Consider the following 20,511-nt stretch of genomic DNA (forward strand, 5'->3'; position numbering starts at 1 on the left):
GGCTTTTTACTCGCCTGGCTGAGGGCTGTTTCCCTGAAAAATAATCTTTAAAATTAACTCAGTAGCAACCCGTCATCGTCTAGTTTTTCACCGCGTGTTTTTTCAAACATTGCCAGCAAATCGGTCACCTGCATCTTGGCTCGTTGTTCACCGCTGACATCCAGCACCACGCGCCCCTGATGCAGCATCACGGTACGATGGCCGTGATCCAACGCCTGGCGCATGGAGTGTGTCACCATCAGCACGGTAAGCTGCTGCTCTGCAACGATCCGATCCGTCAGCGCCAGCACAAAGGCTGCCGTTTTGGGATCGAGCGCTGCGGTATGTTCATCCAGCAGCAATAAACGGGAAGGCTGCAAGGAAGCCATCAGCAGACTGACCGCCTGCCGTTGCCCCCCGGAAAGCAACCCCATGTGATCGCCCAGGCGATTTTCTAACCCCAGCTCCAACGTAGCCAGCTTGTCCCGAAACAGTTGCCGCTGTTTATTCTTCACCGCGCGCTGAAACCCTCGAGATTGGCCGCGCTGGAGCGCCAGCGCCAGGTTTTCCTCAATGCTCAACCCTTCACACGTGCCGGCCAGTGGATCCTGAAACACCCGGGCCACCATACCCGCACGGCGCCAGGCTGGCATCAAGGTGACATCCTGCTCACCGATAAACAGCCGCCCCCGGTCAGGCGTAATATCACCGCTAACGGCGTTGAGTAAGGTGGATTTCCCCGCGCCATTGCTGCCAATCACGGTGACAAATTGCCCGGTTTCGATGTTAAGGGATAAACCACGAAGCACGGGATTTTCCAGTGGAGTGCCTGGATTGAAGGTTTTAAATAACTGTTCGGCACGCATCATGATGGCTGCTTCCCTTGCTTGCTTTTTAGTTTTTGTTTCAGCTTCGGCAGGATCAGCGCCAGTGTCACCAGCACCGCAGTGATGAGATTAAGATCTTGTGCCTGTAGGCCGATGAAATCCGCATTCAGAGCCAGGGAGATCATCAAACGATAGAGCAGTGCCCCTAGCAGAGTGGCAAGCGTGATCAGGTATAAACTGCGCGCGGGCAATAACGTCTCACCGATAATCACCGCCGCCAGGCCGACCACAATCGTCCCGATCCCCATGGAAATATCAGCACCGCCCTGGGTTTGCACATAGAAAGCGCCCGCCAGCGCAATCAACGCATTGGATAACGCCATGCCAATGACCGTGAGCCGGCTGGTCGCGATCCCTTGGGCACGAGCCATGCGTGGGTTGGCGCCGGTAGCACGCAGGGCAAGCCCCATTTCTGACGTCAGGAATGCATCCAACGCCAGCTTGGCAAACAACACCACAAACAGCAGCAATATCGGCTGGATCAGCCAGGCATTATCCTCAACCTGGCTGATGAAAGGGGTGAATACGCTGGGCAGGCCAATCAGAGCCAGATTCGGCGCGCCCATAATGCGCAGATTGATGGAGTACAGAGCAATCATGACCAGAATACTGGCCAGCAGTTGAAGAATACCCAACCGCACATGCAGCCAGGCGGTTAAACAACCGGCACCGGCGCCCGCCAGGGCGGCCATACCGCATGCCAGCCAAGGGTTATAACCACTGACAATCATGACTGCGGCAACTGCTCCGCCTAAAGGAAAACTGCCATCGGCCGTTAAGTCGGGAAAATTGAGCAGGCGAAAGGAAATCAGCACACCCAGCGCCACCAGCGCAAAGATCAGGCCGATTTCTAAGGCACCCATAAGGGAAATCAACGACATGCAAACCTCATAAAAAAACCTTGGCCCGCCACATTCGGCGGGCCAGTCATACCCGGTGTAAAAAATGCTTAATTGAGCATGTGGCGCAAAGAATTATTTAATGACTTCTTGTGCTGACTGTATGAGATCGGCAGAGAGGGTGACTCCCTGTTTCTCTGCGGCGGCAGGATTCACGCTCAGACTGAGCTTGTTCCCGACTTCCGGCGCTATCGTACCAGGCTGTTCCCCTTCTAACAGGCGAATAACGATTTTACCGGTCTGCCGGCCAAGATCGTAGTAACTCATACCTAGAGCAGCCGCGGCCCCGCGTTTAACAACGCTGTTATCACCGGCAATCAGCGGAATTTTAGCCTGGTTAGCAACGTTGACCAAGGATTCGTAGGTGGAGATAACGTTGTTATCAGTATTGGTATAGATCACGTCAACTTTACCCACCAGATTCTTCGCGGCCGGAGTGACATCGACCGTGCGCGGAGCAGGGGCTTCAACCAGCGTCATCCCACGTTTGGTTAATTCATCTTTCAGTTCTTTGACGACCACCGTTGAGTTGACTTCCCCTGGGCTGTAGACCATACCAACCCGTTTGGCATCCGGTTTCACCTTCAGAATCAGGTCAACCTGTGGGCCGATAGCCACGCTGTCAGAAACGCCGGTGACATTGGTGCCGCTTGGCTGCCAACTGCTGACCAACTTGGCTGCCACGGGATCGGTAACGGTAGTAAATACCACCGGAATGGTCTTGGTGGCAGCTACCACCGACTGGGCGGCCGGAGTGGAGATCGCTACGATGGCGTCAGGTTTGTCACCGATGAATTTACGGGCAATCTGCCCCGCGGTAGCCATATTCCCTTGTGCGCTCTGGAACTGAATTTTTACCTTATCCTGGTCATACCCTGCGGCTTTTAACTCATCAATGATGCCATCACGCGTGGCATTCAGCGCGGGATGATCAACGATAGACACGATCGCCACGGATTTCGGCGCGCTTGCTGCGTAGCCGTTTACAGCAAACAACGCTGCCGTGAGGGTTATAAAAAGTTTTCGACAGTTCAAGGGCATAAAAACATCCTTTTAGAATAAGTGTAAGTGGTTCAGAGCCGAGTCATTTATGAACCGTACTGGGTATTTCGAAGAGTGTTTTGCTGAATCCTCAAGCTGCCATAATATCTGTTTCTAGGGAAGCAGAACAGGCGATTTCTGTTGCTACGGGCGGAATGTTCCAGGCTGTCTCCCTTAAATGCGCTTATGTGCAATGACTGTTTCACGGGTTCAGGCCATCCCGCGGTTTAAAATCACGTTGAATAGATAACGGTGCTGAGAGGGAGACTGCTGCGTTGCGAGGGGATGAAACGGCCCCTCGAAGGAGACGAGGGGCTGTATACGTTATGACGTGTGTTCGTGATAAAACGGCAATTATTTAAGCTGCGATTTGATCTGTTCTAAGGCTTCGGTAGCGCATTGTGCATCCAAATGGCCGCCCGGCGCACCGGCAACGCCGATTGCACCAACCACTTCATCACCGGCTTTCACTGGCACACCGCCACCCAACAATAAGAAACCAGGGATATCTTTCAGGTTATTCGCTGCGGGGGTCTTCTGGCTGTTTTCCATTACTTGGCCGCTTGGGGTTTTGGTCGATAAAGCAGTGAATGCCTTTTGCTCGCTAGCTTTGACAGTATGAGGGCCAGCATTATCGGTACGCAGGACGGTTTTAATGATACCAGCACGATCCACAACGGTTACCGTTACATTGTGCCCAGCAGCCTGGCAAATTGCTACCGTGCGGCTGGCCAGATCGGTAGCCAGTGCAAGAGAAATATTACGTTCGGCGTTTAGAGCGGCAGCGTTGGCTTGAGTCAGTAAACCGAGAAATAAGGCTGAGGTTAGGGCAAGAGGCTTAATCATCTTAAATTCCTTATAGGCTTATGTTGTGATTGGGATAAGTATAGCCTGTATTTTAAGCACCCAGTTGGCCAAGAAACTATTCGGTCCATTACCTATCGCATACCGTAGAACTACCTACTGGTGGTCCTACCAATCGCTAAAAAACATCCGTTCCCCGCACAAATACGGCAAAAAAGAAAACATCAATATTGCATACCATTAACCATTAATTAACAATCAACCAGCAATTATATTACTTCTCCATATTGGTAGGGCCAATAATGTGGGGCTGAAAAGTAAAGGATCTTTGGAGATATCGGCATGCAAGTTTGGCAACAAGTTTATGATCCACTGGGGAATATCTGGCTGTCTAGCCTGATCGCGGCTATCCCGATTCTCTTTTTCTTCTTCGCGCTGATTAAACTTCAGCTCAAGGGTTACATTGCGGCGACGCTGACCGTGGGGATGGCTCTGCTCGTGGCGTTATTTCTCTACCAGATGCCGATTGATCGCGCACTTTCCTCGGTGGTTTATGGCTTCTTTTATGGGCTCTGGCCGATTGCCTGGATCATTATCGCCGCCGTGTTTGTTTACAAAATTGCGGTCAAAACCGGGCAGTTTGATATTATTCGCTCTTCGATCCTCTCTATTACGCCCGATCAGCGTTTGCAGATGCTGATTGTCGGGTTCTGTTTTGGGGCTTTCTTGGAGGGGGCTGCCGGTTTTGGGGCACCAGTCGCGATTACGGCGGCTTTACTGGTCGGGTTGGGATTCAAGCCGCTGTATGCAGCGGGGCTTTGCCTGATCGTCAACACTGCGCCAGTGGCCTTCGGGGCCATGGGTATTCCCATTATCGTTGCCGGGCAGGTGACCGGATTAGACAGTTTCGAAATTGGCCAAATGGTGGGCCGTCAACTGCCTTTCTTGACGATCATCGTGTTGTTCTGGATTATGGCGATCATGGATGGTTGGCGCGGCGTTAAAGAAACCTGGCCAGCGGTGATGGTCGCGGGGGGCTCGTTTGCCGTGGCACAGTATCTAAGCTCCAACTTTATTGGGCCAGAACTGCCGGATATCATTTCTTCCCTGGTTTCGCTGGTGTGCCTGACGCTGTTTCTGCGCGTTTGGCAGCCAACACGCATTTTCCGTTTTAACGATGAAGCTTCTGGTAGCCAGCCAGCGCCAATACAGCAAAACTATCGGTTAGGGCAGATTATTCGCGCCTGGATGCCGTTTATTTTCCTGACGGCGACGGTCACCCTGTGGAGTATCCCTCCGTTTAAAGCGCTGTTCGTTAAAGGTGGCGCGTTACAAGATTGGGTATTCAACTTCTCGGTGCCTTTTCTGGATAAGCTGGTGGCAAAAATGCCACCGGTTGTGGCGGCAATCACGCCATATGCCGCCGTCTTCAAACTTGACTGGTTCTCGGCCACTGGCACCGCGATTATGGTTGCAGCGCTTGCTTCGGTGATCTATTTGCGAATGAAACCCAAAGCGGCTGTTGCCACCTTCGTTGAAACTCTGCAAGAGCTGGCGCTGCCAATCTATTCCATCGGTATGGTGCTGGCATTTGCCTTCATCTCTAACTATTCCGGTCTGTCGGCAACGCTGGCGCTGGCATTGGCCCATACCGGGGGAGCATTCACCTTTTTCTCGCCGTTTCTTGGCTGGCTGGGGGTATTCCTGACGGGATCGGATACCTCATCCAACGCGCTGTTTGCCGCCCTCCAGGCCACGACTGCGCAACAGATTGGTGTCTCGGATGTTTTGTTGGTGGCTGCGAATACCACAGGCGGCGTAACAGGAAAAATGATTTCACCACAATCGATCGCCATTGCCTGTGCAGCGGTTGGGTTAGTGGGTAAAGAGTCTGACTTGTTCCGTTTTACGGTAAAACACAGCCTGATATTCACCTGTATCGTTGGCGTCATTACCACGTTACAGGCCTATGTGCTGACGTGGATGATCCCATGACAGTAAACCCGCCGCCGTATCCTCAACCTCGTTTGGCCGATGTTTTGGCCGAACGGATTAAAACGATGATCCGTGAACGCAAACTGGAGGCGGGGATGCGTTTACCCGCCGAACGCCAGTTAGCTACCGAGCTAGGCGTATCACGTTCTTCTTTGCGTGAAGCGATTCAAAAACTGATTAGTGAAAACAGACTGATCAGCCGACGCGGCGGGGGGAACTATATCCATATCGAAACGCCGCCCTGGTCTGAACAGCGGATTGTAGAACCGCTGAAAGAGCTGGTGGCTGGCGATCCTAATTATCGTTATGACATTTTGGAAGCTCGCCACGCTATTGAAGCCAGTACAGCCTGGCACGCTGCCATGCGTGCCACTGAAGCAGATAAAGAGAAGCTACAGGTTTGTTTTGATGCCACATTGCAGTTTAAAGAGAGCGACAACCCTGATCTGGCGGCTCAGGCCGATGTGCGTTTTCATCTTGCGATTGCGGAAGCCTCGCATAATGTGGTTTTGCTGCAAACCATGCGCGGTTTTTTCGATTTGATGCAGTGTTCCGTCATGCATAGCCGCCAGCGTATGTATACCGTGCCGGTGATCTTCGCATGCCTCACTGAACAGCATGGCGCACTGTTACAGGCAATTCTGGCAGGCGATCCTGAACGTGCGGGCCGGGCGGCAAAAAACCACCTTGGATTCGTGCATTCCACCATTAAAAACCTGCATGAAGATGAAGCAAGACAGGCGCGTATTACCCGTCTGCCAGATGAAGACTCACTGTAAGCCATAAGGAAGCCATGCCATGATTATTTCAGCAGCCAGTGACTATCGCGGCGCAGCGCAACGCAAGCTGCCGCCGTTCCTGTTTCATTATATTGACGGTGGTGCTTACGCCGAACACACGCTGCGGCGTAATACCGAAGATCTTGCCCAGGTCGCGTTAAGGCAGCGCGTATTGAAAAATATGTCAATGCTCAGCCTCGAAACTCAGCTCTTTAACGAAACGCTATCAATGCCGGTGGCGCTTGCTCCTGTGGGATTGTGCGGTATGTATGCCCGCCGTGGTGAGGTGCAGGCCGCACGAGCCGCAGATAAAAAAGGCATCCCTTTTACGCTTTCCACGGTGTCTGTCTGCCCTATTGAAGAAGTGAGCCCGGCGATCCAGCGCCCCATGTGGTTTCAGTTATATGTGTTAAAAGACCGTGGATTCATGCGCAATGTATTGGAGCGTGCCAAGGCCGCAGGATGTTCCACGCTGGTGTTTACCGTCGATATGCCAACCCCCGGCGCTCGTTACCGCGATGCCCATTCGGGCATGAGCGGCCCGAATGCCGCGCTGCGCCGCTATTGGCAATCTGTTACTCGCCCCGCCTGGGCTTGGGATGTCGGCCTGCACGGCCGCCCGCACGATCTGGGAAATATTTCTGCTTATCTCGGTAAACCCACCGGATTGGAGGATTACATCGGTTGGTTGGCAAGCAACTTCGATCCTGCTATTTCATGGCATGACTTGGAATGGATCCGTGATTTCTGGGAAGGGCCGATGGTGATTAAAGGGATTCTCGATGCGGATGATGCGCGTGATGCCGTGCGTTTTGGTGCGGATGGTATTGTGGTTTCCAACCACGGTGGCCGCCAGCTTGATGGGGTACTCTCCTCTGCCCGTGCGCTGCCTACGATTGCCGATGCGGTAAAAGGCGATATCACCCTCCTGGCTGACAGTGGGATTCGTAATGGTTTAGACGTGGTGCGCATGATTGCCCTGGGGGCAGACAGCGTGCTACTGGGGCGGGCTTATGTCTACGCTCTGGCGGCGGCTGGCGAGGCCGGTGTGGAAAACCTGCTCAATCTTATCGAAAAAGAGATGCGTGTTGCCATGACGCTCACGGGTGCCAAGAGTATTGCTGAAATCAGCCATGATTCATTGGTACAGGAGGAAAAACAGGGTGTTGCGCTGGGCTAATTGGCCTGATGTACCACGGCCCAGCGCAAGCAGGCAGATATTTGCAGCAGGAACATGAACGGGTCTTTAGCAGTGCTGCGCTATCCCTTGTTCCACTGCATCCAGCAACTGATAACGGCGGCGGTATTCCGCACGTTTTTTGCTGGCAATATCCTCAGGCCGTTTCCGTGTAATACGCGTCGGTAGCTGATAATAACCGCAAGTGAGTTGTCTGGCTCCTATCGACAGCCAAAATTGATCGTAATCTGCATGCAGTACGTCTCGTTTTTTTCTTTTATAGCGCCAGTTTTGGTAGATGTGGCTAGCATTGCTGACAGCCATAATGTGATGAATGCCCAGGTGATAGGCGAGATATGTAATACTTTCTAATACCAGTCTTTTGGGAAACAGCCCGTGGCAGGCTTTGGTGGCATTCGGGATTTCAATGTAAGGCACCTGTTTTTTGGCTCCTTGCAGGCCACCGATAAACAAGGTGAGCTTTTGCTGGTAATACATTAGGGTAAAGGTAATTTCCGCTAACATGGCCCCCATGGCATTGCGCATGAGAAGTGTGGCTTCCCCTTCTTTATTCAGATTATCAATGGCTGACAATTCCAGTGTATATCGCTCACCGCCTTTGCCCGTAATCTGGTTTAAGACAAAGGGCGTGCTGCCGAGATAACCCAGGCGCATTTTTGGCGGCATGCGTTGTTCAATAAAATCATAATGCTCACACAAGGCGGCTAGGCCCGCGGCTTGGTTCATATAAGCGCTCAGGTACGGGCGATGCAGTTTACAGGGCAGATTAGGTTGAGCGTGCAGGATTTTCTCTAGTAACGGATGTTTAGCCAACCAGTTTAGAAGCTTGTGGGTAATACGCCAATGCAACAATGAGCGGCTAAGAAATTTTAGACGAAATGAGGTTTTACTCCAGGATTGGCTCGGTAGTATCGCACCACTCATCAACGCTGCCATCAAGTGCCAACCATTGGCTGGGGGGGATGAGATAAGTGGGTAATCATGCCTATGCATATTGGATGCCTTGATTAAATAATGTTTAGCACTATTTAATCAAGGCATCACTAAACGGTAGAGCAATGCTGTGATCTATTTTTTGTTCTTTACTAAATAACTTTGCATATTATTGCGTTACTTTCCTCAATCCATATTGATTACCGGTTTCAGTCGCTACCGAATGTACATGGTATTGATGATTTCGTATTATGATTTTATGTAACAATGATATGCACTTGATGAACAACAGAATTGCTAAGATCCACAAATCCAGGCTAAAGCCAAAACGCATACCTTAGTATAGGCTTCAGCTTATTGTGCCTGAACTTGTGAGTCTTTATTACTGCTGTAATTCCCTGGTATTGGCAGAAAAAAAACTGCTAAAAGAAACTTCTTACTTAATGCGACTTCTTTGTGAAGGAAAATTTAATGCTTACCTACCTATAAAGTCAACAAAAAAGAATACACTTTGAATGCAAAAGTGATTACAGCCACTATTAATTAACTGAATTTTATGAAAAAAATCACAAAAAAAGATACATAAAAATGAGACATATGTATTCTTTCTTGCAACTCCAAGAGGAGATTATATAGACATACATCAGAAATATTTGTATCTTAAGATAAAATGTGAGTGGCAAGGAAAGTGGTTAATGAAGGTGTCGGGGTTACAAAGAAAAGAGAATATAATCAATAATATAGAATATATCATCAAAAGCCGTGGTGAGACCAAGCTTTCCTTCGCTAACCGCACTGGAGTGACGCGTGCAACATTATATAAAATCCTTGAAGGTAAGGTGAATAATGTTCAGCACTCAACTGTAACCCGTATTGCCGATTTCTTTGGTGTCCCTTGTGACATAATAGAAAACAGTGATTTAGAAAATATTGAATTAATTGAAAAAACGTTATCTCCCGAAGGGGATAAAAACCCCGCAGCCATTCCTGTTATTCCCCAATCAGAAATTATGCTGTGCTTTGAACATAGAATTGGCTCTCTTGTTACCCAATATCCCGTGACTTGGTATTTTGGTGATGTATCAAACATGATTGCATTGCGGGTTGAAAAGAATATGAATAATATTTTCTTTCCCGGTGATATTTTGATCATCAGGCGCAAAGTTTTCCCCTCAAGCAAACAGATTGCTTTGTTCTACTCAAAAGAAAAAGGGATTTATTTTAAACAGAATAATCAGGCAGTTAATGAAATGCCCCAAGCTGGTGAAAGGTTATTAGGTGCCGTGATTGAAGAGAGAATACAATCGAATTAAATTTAAAACATTTAAGGATAAGCACTCAATGGAGCATAATAAAAAGTATAAATTACTCGGATTCAGTCGGTCTAATGTTATTACTGCTAATGTTATGGTTCTTGCAACAGGCAAGCATATGAGTATAAGCTTGCAAGAACTAGAAAATAGCACAATTACTGATGACTTTAACCGAAATGAACTGAAAGCTATCTATCGTCGTTTATATGGAGATACCAATACTACAACGTCTTATGATTTGGGGGATAGGCATGAGCGATCCTGGTATGCTTACCTCATTATTAACCTTGCCCTCAGCGTGATTTATATTCTTTGTACGGTGAGTGGAATAAAACCCATCACAATTCCTTTTTTCAATTTTATCGCACCACCGGCAATCTTTTTCTACCCTCTCACTTTTATCCTGGTAGATATTCTTAATGAATTTTTTGGGTTGCGAATGGCTAGGCGGGCAATATTTACCTCATTTATCGCTAATATTGTTTTTGTGAGCGGGCTTTGGATCTCCAGCCTATTTCCTGGCCTGGATGAATGGGAATTGAATAAATCCTATGGGGCATTTGTTGAGAGCATTATCGCCGTACTGTTTGCCTCTTCTGCCGCCTATCTTGTCTCAGAAAACGTGAATTCATGGCTATTATGTAAAATAAAGGAATTGACAAATTCCAGATATTTATTTATCCGTGTTATCACAAGTACCGTTGTGGCCTCAGCCATTGATAGTGTTATATTCTGTACACTGGCTTTTTACAATGTTCTGAGTATGGACACGATAAAAATCATGATCATGTCGCAGTTCATCATAAAATTAATCTATGCGGTTGTCGGTGTTGGCCCTATCTACGCTACGCGTGAGTTGTTCAGACGATATATTAATGCGGAAGTCCGTAAAACAGAAAGGAATGCGTATGAAAGTTAATAATGAAATAACTTTACTGGGTAAAACGACGGAGTATGCCCAGCATTATTCTCCTGATTTACTGGAGTCATTACCACGTTCGCGTAACCGAGACAGTATTAATATAAAGTCTGATAATTTACCATTCTCAGGTTTTGATTTATGGACTGGGTTCGAGCTTTCCTGGTTGAATCATAAAGGTAAACCTGTTGTCGCCATTGCAGAGTTTATTATTCCGGCAACCAGTAGCCATCTTATTGAGTCGAAGTCATTTAAACTCTACCTTAACAGCTTCAATCAAACAAAATTTGATACCACGGAGCAGGTTATTACACTGCTTGAAAAGGATCTGTCATTAGCAGCCGATGGTAAGGTGGAGGTCAAACTCTACCCCGATCTGAATGGTTATCCAGAAACTATCACCTCGCTGCCAGGGAATTGCATCGATCATCTGGATATCGAAATTAATGACTACCAGTTCAATCCAGAAATTCTTCATGATTCGGTTTCTAATGAACATGTTTCTGAAACGCTTTCATCCAATTTATTGAAATCAAACTGCCTGGTCACTAATCAACCTGACTGGGGCAGCGTTGTTATCAAATATCAGGGTAATAAAATAAACCAAGAAAAATTACTCCGTTATATTATCTCGTTCAGAATGCATAATGAATTCCATGAACAATGCGTTGAGCGTATTTTTAATGATATTAACCGTTACTGCCAGCCAGAGAAGTTAAGCGTTTTCGCAAGATATACTCGCAGAGGCGGCCTGGATATTAATCCGTTCCGTAGCAACTTTGAAGAAAGCCCGGTAGTACCACGTTTGGTCAGGCAATAATGCCGATCAATTTGCAGATTAGGGTGGGGTTGTAGCAGCAATAAAAAAACGCCCTGATGGTTATCAGGGCGTTAGGCTGAGAAATCAGTAAGCTTTAGTCATCCAAGAAGCTGCGAAGCACTTCTGAACGGCTTGGGTGACGCAGTTTACGTAATGCCTTGGCTTCGATCTGGCGAATACGTTCACGAGTAACATCGAATTGCTTGCCCACTTCTTCTAGCGTGTGGTCAGTGTTCATATCAATACCGAAACGCATACGCAGCACTTTTGCTTCACGCGCAGTCAGGCCAGCCAGAACGTCGTGAGTTGCAGAACGCAGGCTTTCGGAGGTAGCAGAATCCAGCGGCAGCTCAAGGGTCGTGTCCTCGATAAAATCGCCCAAATGTGAATCTTCATCATCACCAATCGGCGTTTCCATGGAGATTGGCTCTTTAGCGATCTTCAGCACTTTGCGGATTTTGTCTTCCGGCATCAGCATACGTTCAGCCAGCTCTTCCGGCGTTGGCTCTCGGCCCATCTCTTGCAACATCTGGCGCGAAATACGGTTGAGTTTGTTGATAGTCTCAATCATATGCACCGGAATACGGATGGTACGTGCCTGGTCAGCGATAGAACGAGTAATCGCCTGGCGTATCCACCAAGTGGCGTAAGTTGAGAACTTGTAACCACGACGGTATTCGAACTTATCTACCGCTTTCATCAGACCGATGTTGCCTTCCTGAATCAGATCCAGGAATTGTAGACCACGGTTGGTGTACTTCTTGGCGATAGAGATAACCAGACGCAGGTTGGCTTCAACCATTTCTTTCTTCGCACGGCGGGCTTTTGCTTCACCGATCGACATACGGCGGTTGATATCTTTCACCTGCTCAATCGTCAGGCCGGTTTCTTCTTCAATCTGACGCAGCTTTTGCAGGCTACGCTGTACATCATCACTGACGTCTTTCAGTTTTTCTGCCCATGGCTTAGCCATTGCCAGTGCGGCATCAAACCAGTTAGTGCTGGTTTCGTTACCGGCAAACAGAGCGACGAAGTTTTTCTTCGGCATTTTGCACTGTTCAACGCACAATTTCATGATGAGGCGTTCTTGAGTACGAACGCGATCCATCATGGTGCGCATGCTGTTGACCAGGAAGTCGAACTGTTTGGGCACCAAACGGAACTGCTTGAACACTTCAGACAGCTTCAGGATTTCTTCTGCTGCACTGGTGTGGTTGCGGCCGTTCTTTTTGATCATCAGACGAGTGGCTTCGTACTGATCGCGCAACTCGGCGAACTTCTGGCGTGCCAATTCTGGATCGATGCTGTTGTCATCTTCAGCATCATCTTCTTCATCTTCGTCTTCGTCGTCGTCATCCTGCTCTTCGGTTGTCAGTTCTGAACCGATGTGCGTAGCGGTTGGGGCGATGTCCTCTTCCGCGTTAGGATCGACAAATCCGGTGATGAGATCGGACAGGCGTGCTTCGCCCGCTTCGACGCGATCATACTGCTCCAGCAGATAGGTGATGGCTTCCGGGTATTCAGCGACGGAGCACTGCACCTGATTAATACCGTCTTCGATACGTTTGGCGATGTCAATTTCGCCTTCGCGCGTCAGCAGTTCAACGGTCCCCATTTCACGCATGTACATGCGTACCGGGTCAGTAGTACGACCAATCTCGGATTCAACGCTGGAGAGCACCTGAGCGGCAGCTTCTTCCGCGTCTTCGTCTGTGTTGTTTGAGTTTTCAGCAAGCAACAGGTCATCGGCATCCGGTGCTTCTTCCATTACCTGGATGCCCATGTCGTTAATCATCTGGATGATGTCTTCGATCTGGTCGGAGTCGACGATATCTTCCGGCAGATGGTCATTGACCTCAGCATAGGTCAGATAGCCTTGCTCCTTACCACGGGTGACAAGTAGCTTCAGCTGTGACTGCGGGTTTTGCTCCATAAGACGGTGTCCACACTTCAGAGTATTTGGGTTGGTGTCGGTCGGCGAAACCGCCAACAATAGCATTTGGGGCGTTTTTGTTGTTGCCGGAGCCCACTATGACGGCATGTTGCAGGGTTTTACCCTCGCATTTATCGGCACTTAAGCCGTTTGGTATTCAATGTTTCTTTCCGGCTCTTGAGTCATTGATCATACGGACTTCTTCTCGTTCTGAGGATGTTAACCCTTGAGTACGAGATAGTGCCAATAACTCTTCTAGCCGTTGTTCAAGTACTGAGTCAAACATATGATTCAAAGAGTCCAGAAAAGTTTCTTCTGCGATCTCATTATCAGATATATCGTTCCAGGCGGACAAAGTTTCAAGGCTGGCACTGAATTTTGTCTCTCGATATTCTTCGAGAATCTGGCCTGTTGTTAGCCCTGGCTGGGCCAGGCAAAGCTCAACTAGCTCGGTAAAAAGCGTTAACCCTGGCAATTTGGCCTGTTGTAATCCTGCCAGGGAAGGTACAAGTGTAGCCAAATGCGGGTTTTGTACCAGTAATCCTATCAGTATACGCATGGTTGTACGTTTTAGCTGCGGTACCTGATAAGTATTCGCATTTTCAGCCTGTTTACTTAACAACTTCTCAAGTTGGAACTCATCTGGAATGCCCAGCTTTTTTCCAAGCTCTTGCCGTAAATACAGGCGCAGCGTCTCGCTTGGTATTTGGCTGATCATCGGAATAGCCAGCGAACTGAGTTTGGTTCGCCCATCCGGGCTGCTCAAATCAACCTGCGGCATTAACGTCTCGAACAGGAAAGTGGAAAGCGGTTGTGCCTGTTCCATGCGCTGCTCGAATGTGTCTTTGCCTTCTTTACGTACCAATGTGTCCGGATCTTCGCCATCGGGCAAAAACATGAACCGCAACTGGCGCCCATCGTTAAGATAGGGCAGTGCGGTTTCCAGCGCTCGCCAGGCAGCTTCGCGCCCGGCTCTGTCACCATCATAGCAACAGATAACGTTATCCGTGGCGCGGAATAACAATTGAATATGTTCCGCGGTGGTCGACGTGCCGAGTGAGGCGACGGCATAATTAATGCCGTATTGCGCCAATGCCACCACATCCATATAACCTTCTACCACCAGTAAACGCTGTAGGACAGGGTGGCTCTGCTGCGCTTCATACAAGCCGTATAACTGGCGGCCCTTGTGGAATATTTCGGTTTCCGGCGAGTTCAGGTACTTCGGCATACCATCACCCAACACGCGGCCACCAAAAGCGATCACCCGCCCACGTTTGTCACGGATGGGGAACATGACACGTTCACGAAAACGATCGTAGGTTCGCCCCTGTTCGTTAGTGACCAGCATTCCTGCATCGTTCAATGCAGTACGGTTATCGGCGTCGCGGCCAAAACGCTTCAACGCATTATCCCAACCGGTGGGGGCTAAACCAATGGCAAAATGCTGAATAACCTGCTCGCTTAATCCGCGCTGTTGCAGGTATTGCCGCGCCTGTACACCGTTGGCTTGGTGTAAGGACTGCTGATAGAACGCACTGAGTTGTTCCATCAGTTGGTAGAGATTCTGGCGTTGATGGCGTTCAATCTGCGTGGGCCCGGTGCCTGCTTCGTAAGGGACTTCCAGCCCGTGCAGGGTCGCCAACTCCTCAATGGTTTCGACAAACTCAAGCCGGTCGTAATTCATCAGGAAATCAACGGCGTTACCATGCGCGCCGCAGCCAAAACAGTGATAAAACTGCTTTTCGCCATTAACGGTGAATGAAGGCGTTTTTTCATGGTGGAACGGACAACACGCGTGATAATTCTTGCCTTGCTTTTTGAGCTTGACCCTGGCGTCGATCAAATCGACGATGTCGGTGCGAGCTAGCAAGTCATTGATAAATACGCGTGGAATTCGCCCAGCCATAAGCCTCTATTCGATTGCCTATAAACGAGAACAAGCCGCGCATTCCTTTCGGAAAGCACGGCCTTCGTATGCAACTACTCAGTCTGCGTGTTCTTGAAAAAGAAAAAATCACGCGGTGGGGTTACCCCCGAAGGATTAATACAGACGAGTGCGGCGTGCGTTTTCGCGAGCCAGTTTTTTCGCGTGACGTTTTACAGCAGAAGCTTTAGCGCGTTTACGTTCGGTAGTCGGTTTTTCATAGAACTCACGACGACGAACTTCAGCTAAAACACCCGCTTTTTCGCAGGAACGCTTGAAACGACGCAGAGCAACGTCAAATGGCTCGTTTTCACGTACTTTAATTACCGGCATGTGCCTCTCACCTCAATAGAATTCGGTTTGCTGCTGGCCAAGCGCCAGCCTTTTCAAAATGGTGCGGAATTTTACTTCAATGGATGCTGCTTTGTAAAGCACCATAGCAAATTGAAACAGGCCGCGGCCCTTATCCACAAGCAGCCATGTGCAAGAGCGGGCATAGCTTACACTACGCAGGAAAAATTGCTCGGGTTTATCGCCTATCGCCCTTCTGGGGGAATGCCACCCGCAAACGGCCATGATTATGGTAAACTGATGGCCGCACGTGAATGATGGGAAATGTAATGCGAGTACTGGGTATAGAAACATCCTGCGATGAAACCGGAATTGCAGTGTATGACGATCAGGCCGGTTTATTAGCCAACCAATTGTACAGCCAGGTGAAACTGCATGCCGATTATGGTGGCGTGGTGCCGGAATTGGCTTCGCGCGATCACGTGCGCAAAACGGTACCGCTGATTCAGGCAGCGTTGAAAGAAGCAAATTTGGCCGCTACGGATATCGACGGTGTGGCTTACACCGCAGGGCCGGGTTTAGTAGGGGCCTTGCTGGTAGGGGCGACCGTTGGCCGTGCGTTGGCGTTTGCCTGGAACGTGCCAGCGGTGCCGGTGCATCATATGGAAGGCCATCTGTTGGCTCCGATGTTGGAAGATAATCCACCCGCGTTTCCGTTTGTGGCACTGCTGGTGTCCGGCGGGCATACCCAGCTCATTAGCGTCACTGGCATTGGTGAATATGAATTATTGGGCGAGTCAATTGATGATGCGGCCGGTGAAGCCTTTGATAAAACTGCCAAGCTGTTGGGGCTGGATTATCCCGGCGGCCCAATGTTGGCTAAAATGGCACAACAGGGCACTGAAAGGCGTTTTATCTTCCCACGCCCGATGACCGATCGTCCTGGGCTGGATTTCAGCTTTTCTGGCCTGAAAACTTTTGCCGCTAATACCATTCGCTCCAACGGTGATGATGAGCAGACGCGTGCTGATATCGCCCGTGCTTTTGAAGATGCGGTGGTGGATACGTTGGCAATCAAATGCAAACGTGCGTTGGAGCAAACCGGGTTTAAACGTTTGGTGATGGCCGGTGGCGTCAGCGCTAACCGTACATTACGCGCCAGGCTGGCGGAAATGATGAAAAAACGTGGTGGTGAAGTGTTTTACGCCCGCCCTGAATTCTGTACAGACAACGGGGCAATGATCGCTTATGCAGGGCTGATACGCTTGAAAGGCGGGGTTAACTCAACGTTGAATGTTTCTGTGCGCCCGCGTTGGCCGTTAGCGGAGTTGCCCGCGGTCTAGGCTTAGGCTACAGGCTTGCGTGCAAGCGAGGGGCGCAACCTGAGAGCCGAAGATCGTCGGCTCTTAACTATTTCTTTTCTTGTTCCGCAGGTGCTTCTTTCTTCTTACGGGATTTCCCCCAGATCCTGCCTTCCTGACCACGCCACAAACGCTGAATATTGTCGTGATGGCGCATCAGGATCAGACAGGAAAGCATGGCGACCGGAAAGGTAAATTGGGGTTTAAACCACCAGACATAAAATGGTGCGATCAGGGCACTGACAATCGCCCCCAACGACGAATAGCCGCTCAACAGCACGGTGAGCAGCCAGGTACCGGTCATCAGGCCCGTCAGATCCCAGCCAATCGGGGCAATGGCACCAAAGGCGGTAGCAACGCCTTTGCCGCCGCGAAAATGGAAGAACACCGGATAAATGTGACCAAGGCAGGCGGCGATCGCTGTCAACCCAAGATACAACGGTGGAACGTTCAGCGCGTAGGCCAGCCAGACAGGTAACATTCCTTTCAGAATATCAAATATCAACACCGTGGCTGCCGCGAGACGGCCGCCGAGACGCAGAACGTTAGTTGCCCCTGGATTCCCTGATCCAGATGTACGCGGATCTGGTAGCCTGGCGATCCGGCAAACCAGGATCGCGCTGGAAATTGAGCCACACAGATACGCGAAGATAATCATGCCAAGCGCGGTAGCACTCATAACGCGGTTCCGTTCAATAATGGTCGTTTTACTCGCAATATCCATGGATAATACGCACATTCCGCTGGAAGTGGTATCCGGCAAAGCCAAAAACTGAGAATGACGTGATGGATATCGTATTTATTGAAGAGCTCACGGTGATCACCACCATTGGCGTTTACGACTGGGAACAAACTATTCAACAGAAGCTGGTGTTCGATATCGAAATGGGCTGGGATAACCGCCAAGCCGCAGCCAGCGACGATGTGAACGACTGTCTGAGCTATGCCGATATCAGCGATGCCATTATTCAGCATGTGCAACCGAACCGTTTTGCGCTGGTTGAACGGGTGGCGGAAGAGGTATCCGAAATATTGCTCCAGCGCTTTAAATCTCCATGGGTCCGTATTAAGGTCAGCAAACCTGGGGCGGTTGCGCATGCCAGCCGGGTAGGTGTGATTATCGAGCGCGGTACGCGCCCTGCCTGATTGAGCACTATTCAGGTTGTGCTACTACGATTTTTTAAGCGGCAACGTCATAAACACAGCCGCTTTTTATGTTTATACCCTTTTATCTTTTCAAACCGTGGTGGGGTTGGCCGCAGTGTGAAAGTGGTGGGGTATGTCGTGTTAAATTTGAAATAGGGTAAACAGTTTCATGGCTGACATGCATTCATTGTTTGTGGCGTTTGTTTTAGGGGTGGTTGAAGGGTTAACCGAATTCCTGCCGGTTTCTTCCACTGGGCATATGATTATTGTGGGCGAGTGGCTGGGATTTACCGGGGATAAGGCCAAAACGTTTGAAGTGATCATCCAACTGGGCTCGATTTTAGCGGTGGTTGTGGTGTTCTGGCGCCGCCTGTTCGGCCTGATTGGTATTCATTTTGGCGGGAAGCCGGTGGAGCATGATGGGCAAAGCACTGGGCACCTGAAACTGGGCCATATTCTGTTGGCTATGATCCCGGCGGTGGTGCTGGGGTTGCTGTTCCACGATGTGATCAAATCACTGTTTGAACCGAAAAATGTGATGTATGCCCTGGTCGCGGGCGGTGTGCTGCTGTTGGTGGCTGAATGGCTGAAACCGAAAAATCCGCCTGCGGTTGGGTTGGATGACATTACTTATCGGCAGGCATTTGCGATCGGGTGTTTTCAGTGCCTGGCGCTGTGGCCGGGTTTTTCCCGTTCAGGCTCCACCATTTCTGGCGGCATGCTGGTGGGGGTGAGCCGTTACGCGGCGTCTGAGTTTTCTTTCATTCTGGCGGTGCCGATGATGATGGGGGCCAGCGGCCTGGATCTGTACAAAAGCCTGCATTTCTTGACCTTGGGCGATTTACCGATGTTTGCCGTCGGCTTTCTGACCGCTTTTGTGGTGGCGCTGATCGCGATTAAAACCTTCCTACAACTGATCAAGCGTATTTCGTTTGTGCCGTTTGCCATCTACCGTTTTATCGTGGCTGCTGTGGTCTACATGGTGTTTATGTAAACTGCCGCACTGCACCTTGATGCGTTGTTTCGGGGTGCAGTGCAATGTCGGGTTTTTTAGACCGGTGGTTCCTGCCTTTTTTTCCACTCAGCCAATGCCTGTTGGCGGCGGCGTTTGAGTTCATCGCGGATTGCCTGCCCTTGTAAACCACTTGCTACCACCTCTTTTACCGAGATTGCGTTGGCGACCTGATACGCTTGGCGCAGGTAATCACCTTGTGGGTAGGGACTGTTTTCAAAACCGGTGCGGCCACGGGCATCGGCTTCGCTGCTGAGGATCATCTGTTCCAACCGTTGGGGCTTGCGCCACACATCGATGGCATCAAACAGCTTCAGCAGTGTTTCCGGGCGCAGTTTATTGACCGTGTGGATCAGATCGTGGAACTCAGCCACCAGTTTTGCCAATTCACGCACTGGATTAGGCACGCGTAGCCGTTGGCACAGGGTTTCAACCAGTTTCACCCCCGCAGGCCCATGGCCGTAGTGATGGGGCCATAAATCCTGCGGCGTGATGCCTTTACCAAGATCGTGGCAGAGTGCCGAGAAACGAATATCCACTTCCGGGCTGAGCTGGGCTGCGATGGCCAACGTCATCAGGGTATGCACACCGGTATCGATTTCCGGGTGCCACTTTTCGGGGGCTGGCACGCCAAACAGTGCGTCAATTTCTGGGAAGAGCACTTTCAGTGCGCCACAGTCGCGCAAAACCTGGAAGTAAACCTGTGGGCTCTGGCTCTGTAACGCCTTTTCGGTTTCTTTCCAGGCGCGTTCTGCCACCAGTGCCGCCAGCTCACCGCTTTCTGCCATCTGTCGCATGAGCGTGTTGGTTTCTGGGGCGATGGTAAAACCCAGGTGGGCAAAGCGGGCTGCGAAACGTGCCACGCGCAGCACGCGCAAGGGATCTTCACCAAAGGCTGCGGAGACATGGCGCAAAATCCGTGCTTCAAGGTCGGCTTTGCCGTGGTAGGGATCGATCAATTCGCCATCTTCACTGCGTGCTATAGCGTTAATCGTGAGATCGCGCCGTAGCAGGTCTTCTTCCAGAGTGACATCCGGCGCGGCATAACAGGTAAACCCGGTGTATCCCTGGCCTGATTTACGCTCCGTTCTTGCCAGCGCATACTCTTCATGGGTTTCTGGATTGAGGAATACCGGGAAGTCTTTACCAACCTGTTGATAACCGCGCGCCAACAGATCGGCAGGTGTGGCCCCGACTACCACCCAATCGCGATCGAACACTGGGATATTGAGCAGGCTGTCACGGACGGCACCGCCGACCAGATAAATCTTCAC

At 50.1% G+C, this 20,511-nt stretch carries 19 protein-coding genes; 9 read left to right on the forward strand and 10 right to left on the reverse strand.

Annotated elements, in window-relative coordinates:
• Positions 1–53: 53 nt before the first annotated feature.
• The 4 genes from Z042_RS07535 to Z042_RS07550 all read right to left on the reverse strand — a co-directional run bounded on the left by Z042_RS07535 (position 54) and on the right by Z042_RS07550 (position 3,652).
• Entirely contained in the window at positions 54–848 is a 795-nt protein-coding gene (locus tag Z042_RS07535) for an ABC transporter ATP-binding protein (protein WP_024911236.1), read from the reverse strand.
• Positions 845–1,747, reverse strand: coding sequence for an ABC transporter permease (locus tag Z042_RS07540; protein WP_024911237.1), 903 nt, complete (start codon positions 1,745–1,747; stop codon positions 845–847). Before Z042_RS07540 ends, Z042_RS07535 begins: the two co-directional genes overlap by 4 nt.
• A 93-nt stretch (positions 1,748–1,840) precedes the next feature.
• Positions 1,841–2,710, reverse strand: a complete 870-nt coding sequence (locus tag Z042_RS07545; protein WP_206187727.1) for an ABC transporter substrate-binding protein — start codon at positions 2,708–2,710, stop codon at positions 1,841–1,843.
• A 450-nt stretch (positions 2,711–3,160) separates the two neighbouring features.
• Positions 3,161–3,652 carry a GlcG/HbpS family heme-binding protein gene (locus Z042_RS07550; RefSeq protein ID WP_024911239.1) on the reverse strand — a complete coding sequence of 164 codons (492 nt, stop codon included), beginning with the start codon at positions 3,650–3,652 and terminating at the stop codon, positions 3,161–3,163.
• A 300-nt stretch (positions 3,653–3,952) separates the two neighbouring features.
• Here Z042_RS07550 and lldP point away from each other — a divergent pair, with 300 nt between their 5' ends.
• From lldP to lldD, 3 genes are read left to right on the forward strand one after another with little or no spacing between them, the layout of a single operon-like run.
• Complete coding sequence (gene lldP, locus Z042_RS07555; protein WP_024911240.1) at positions 3,953–5,605, forward strand: L-lactate permease; 1,653 nt, start codon at positions 3,953–3,955, stop codon at positions 5,603–5,605.
• Positions 5,602–6,384, forward strand: coding sequence for a transcriptional regulator LldR (lldR, locus tag Z042_RS07560; protein WP_037406030.1), 783 nt, complete (start codon positions 5,602–5,604; stop codon positions 6,382–6,384). Before lldP ends, lldR begins: the two co-directional genes overlap by 4 nt.
• A gap of 19 nt (positions 6,385–6,403) precedes the next feature.
• A complete protein-coding gene (gene lldD / locus Z042_RS07565; RefSeq protein ID WP_024911241.1) occupies positions 6,404–7,564 on the forward strand; it encodes an FMN-dependent L-lactate dehydrogenase LldD in 1,161 nt (386 codons plus the stop codon).
• A gap of 66 nt (positions 7,565–7,630) precedes the next feature.
• On the opposite strand, the gene Z042_RS07570 is transcribed toward lldD, so the two are convergent.
• On the reverse strand, positions 7,631–8,575 hold the full coding sequence (locus Z042_RS07570; protein ID WP_025297181.1) for a VirK/YbjX family protein: 945 nt from the start codon (positions 8,573–8,575) through the stop codon (positions 7,631–7,633).
• A 635-nt stretch (positions 8,576–9,210) separates the two neighbouring features.
• Here Z042_RS07570 and Z042_RS07575 point away from each other — a divergent pair.
• From Z042_RS07575 to queF, 3 genes are read left to right on the forward strand one after another with little or no spacing between them, the layout of a single operon-like run.
• On the forward strand, positions 9,211–9,828 hold the full coding sequence (locus Z042_RS07575) for a helix-turn-helix domain-containing protein (RefSeq protein WP_024911242.1): 618 nt from the start codon (positions 9,211–9,213) through the stop codon (positions 9,826–9,828).
• Between the two features lie 28 nt (positions 9,829–9,856).
• Positions 9,857–10,747: a queuosine precursor transporter gene (locus tag Z042_RS07580; protein WP_024911243.1), complete on the forward strand. Its 891-nt coding sequence runs from the start codon at positions 9,857–9,859 to the stop codon at positions 10,745–10,747.
• Complete coding sequence (gene queF, locus Z042_RS07585; protein WP_024911244.1) at positions 10,731–11,567, forward strand: NADPH-dependent 7-cyano-7-deazaguanine reductase QueF; 837 nt, start codon at positions 10,731–10,733, stop codon at positions 11,565–11,567. The genes Z042_RS07580 and queF overlap by 17 nt, the downstream gene beginning before the upstream one ends.
• Before the next feature lie 94 nt (positions 11,568–11,661).
• On the opposite strand, the gene rpoD is transcribed toward queF, so the two are convergent.
• From rpoD to rpsU, 3 genes are all read right to left on the reverse strand, one after another.
• A complete protein-coding gene (gene rpoD / locus Z042_RS07590; protein ID WP_024911245.1) occupies positions 11,662–13,500 on the reverse strand; it encodes an RNA polymerase sigma factor RpoD in 1,839 nt (612 codons plus the stop codon).
• 157 nt (positions 13,501–13,657) lie between these two features.
• On the reverse strand, positions 13,658–15,409 hold the full coding sequence (gene dnaG, locus Z042_RS07595) for a DNA primase (RefSeq protein ID WP_024911246.1): 1,752 nt from the start codon (positions 15,407–15,409) through the stop codon (positions 13,658–13,660).
• A gap of 135 nt (positions 15,410–15,544) precedes the next feature.
• Positions 15,545–15,760, reverse strand: a complete 216-nt coding sequence (gene rpsU, locus Z042_RS07600; RefSeq protein WP_001144069.1) for a 30S ribosomal protein S21 — start codon at positions 15,758–15,760, stop codon at positions 15,545–15,547.
• Positions 15,761–16,047: 287 nt separating this feature from the next.
• Between rpsU and tsaD the strand changes: the two genes are divergently transcribed.
• Positions 16,048–17,061, forward strand: coding sequence for a tRNA (adenosine(37)-N6)-threonylcarbamoyltransferase complex transferase subunit TsaD (gene tsaD, locus Z042_RS07605; RefSeq protein WP_024911247.1), 1,014 nt, complete (start codon positions 16,048–16,050; stop codon positions 17,059–17,061).
• Positions 17,062–17,128: 67 nt separating this feature from the next.
• Here tsaD and plsY read toward each other — a convergent pair whose 3' ends face one another.
• The gene (gene plsY, locus Z042_RS07610; RefSeq protein ID WP_037406079.1) at positions 17,129–17,758 is read right to left on the reverse strand and encodes a glycerol-3-phosphate 1-O-acyltransferase PlsY; all 630 of its coding nucleotides are present in this window, start codon (positions 17,756–17,758) and stop codon (positions 17,129–17,131) included.
• A gap of 107 nt (positions 17,759–17,865) precedes the next feature.
• On the opposite strand from plsY, the gene folB reads away from it, so the two are divergent.
• A complete protein-coding gene (gene folB, locus Z042_RS07615) occupies positions 17,866–18,225 on the forward strand; it encodes a bifunctional dihydroneopterin aldolase/7,8-dihydroneopterin epimerase (RefSeq protein ID WP_024911249.1) in 360 nt (119 codons plus the stop codon).
• A gap of 169 nt (positions 18,226–18,394) precedes the next feature.
• On the forward strand, positions 18,395–19,219 hold the full coding sequence (gene bacA / locus Z042_RS07620; RefSeq protein ID WP_024911250.1) for an undecaprenyl-diphosphate phosphatase: 825 nt from the start codon (positions 18,395–18,397) through the stop codon (positions 19,217–19,219).
• Positions 19,220–19,275: 56 nt separating this feature from the next.
• Here the strand turns inward: bacA and Z042_RS07625 are convergent, their stop codons facing one another.
• The gene (locus tag Z042_RS07625) at positions 19,276–20,511 is read right to left on the reverse strand and encodes a multifunctional CCA addition/repair protein (protein ID WP_024911251.1); all 1,236 of its coding nucleotides are present in this window, start codon (positions 20,509–20,511) and stop codon (positions 19,276–19,278) included.

Origin of the sequence: Chania multitudinisentens RB-25 (assembly GCF_000520015.2) — a bacterium.
GTDB lineage: Bacteria > Pseudomonadota > Gammaproteobacteria > Enterobacterales > Enterobacteriaceae > Chania > Chania multitudinisentens.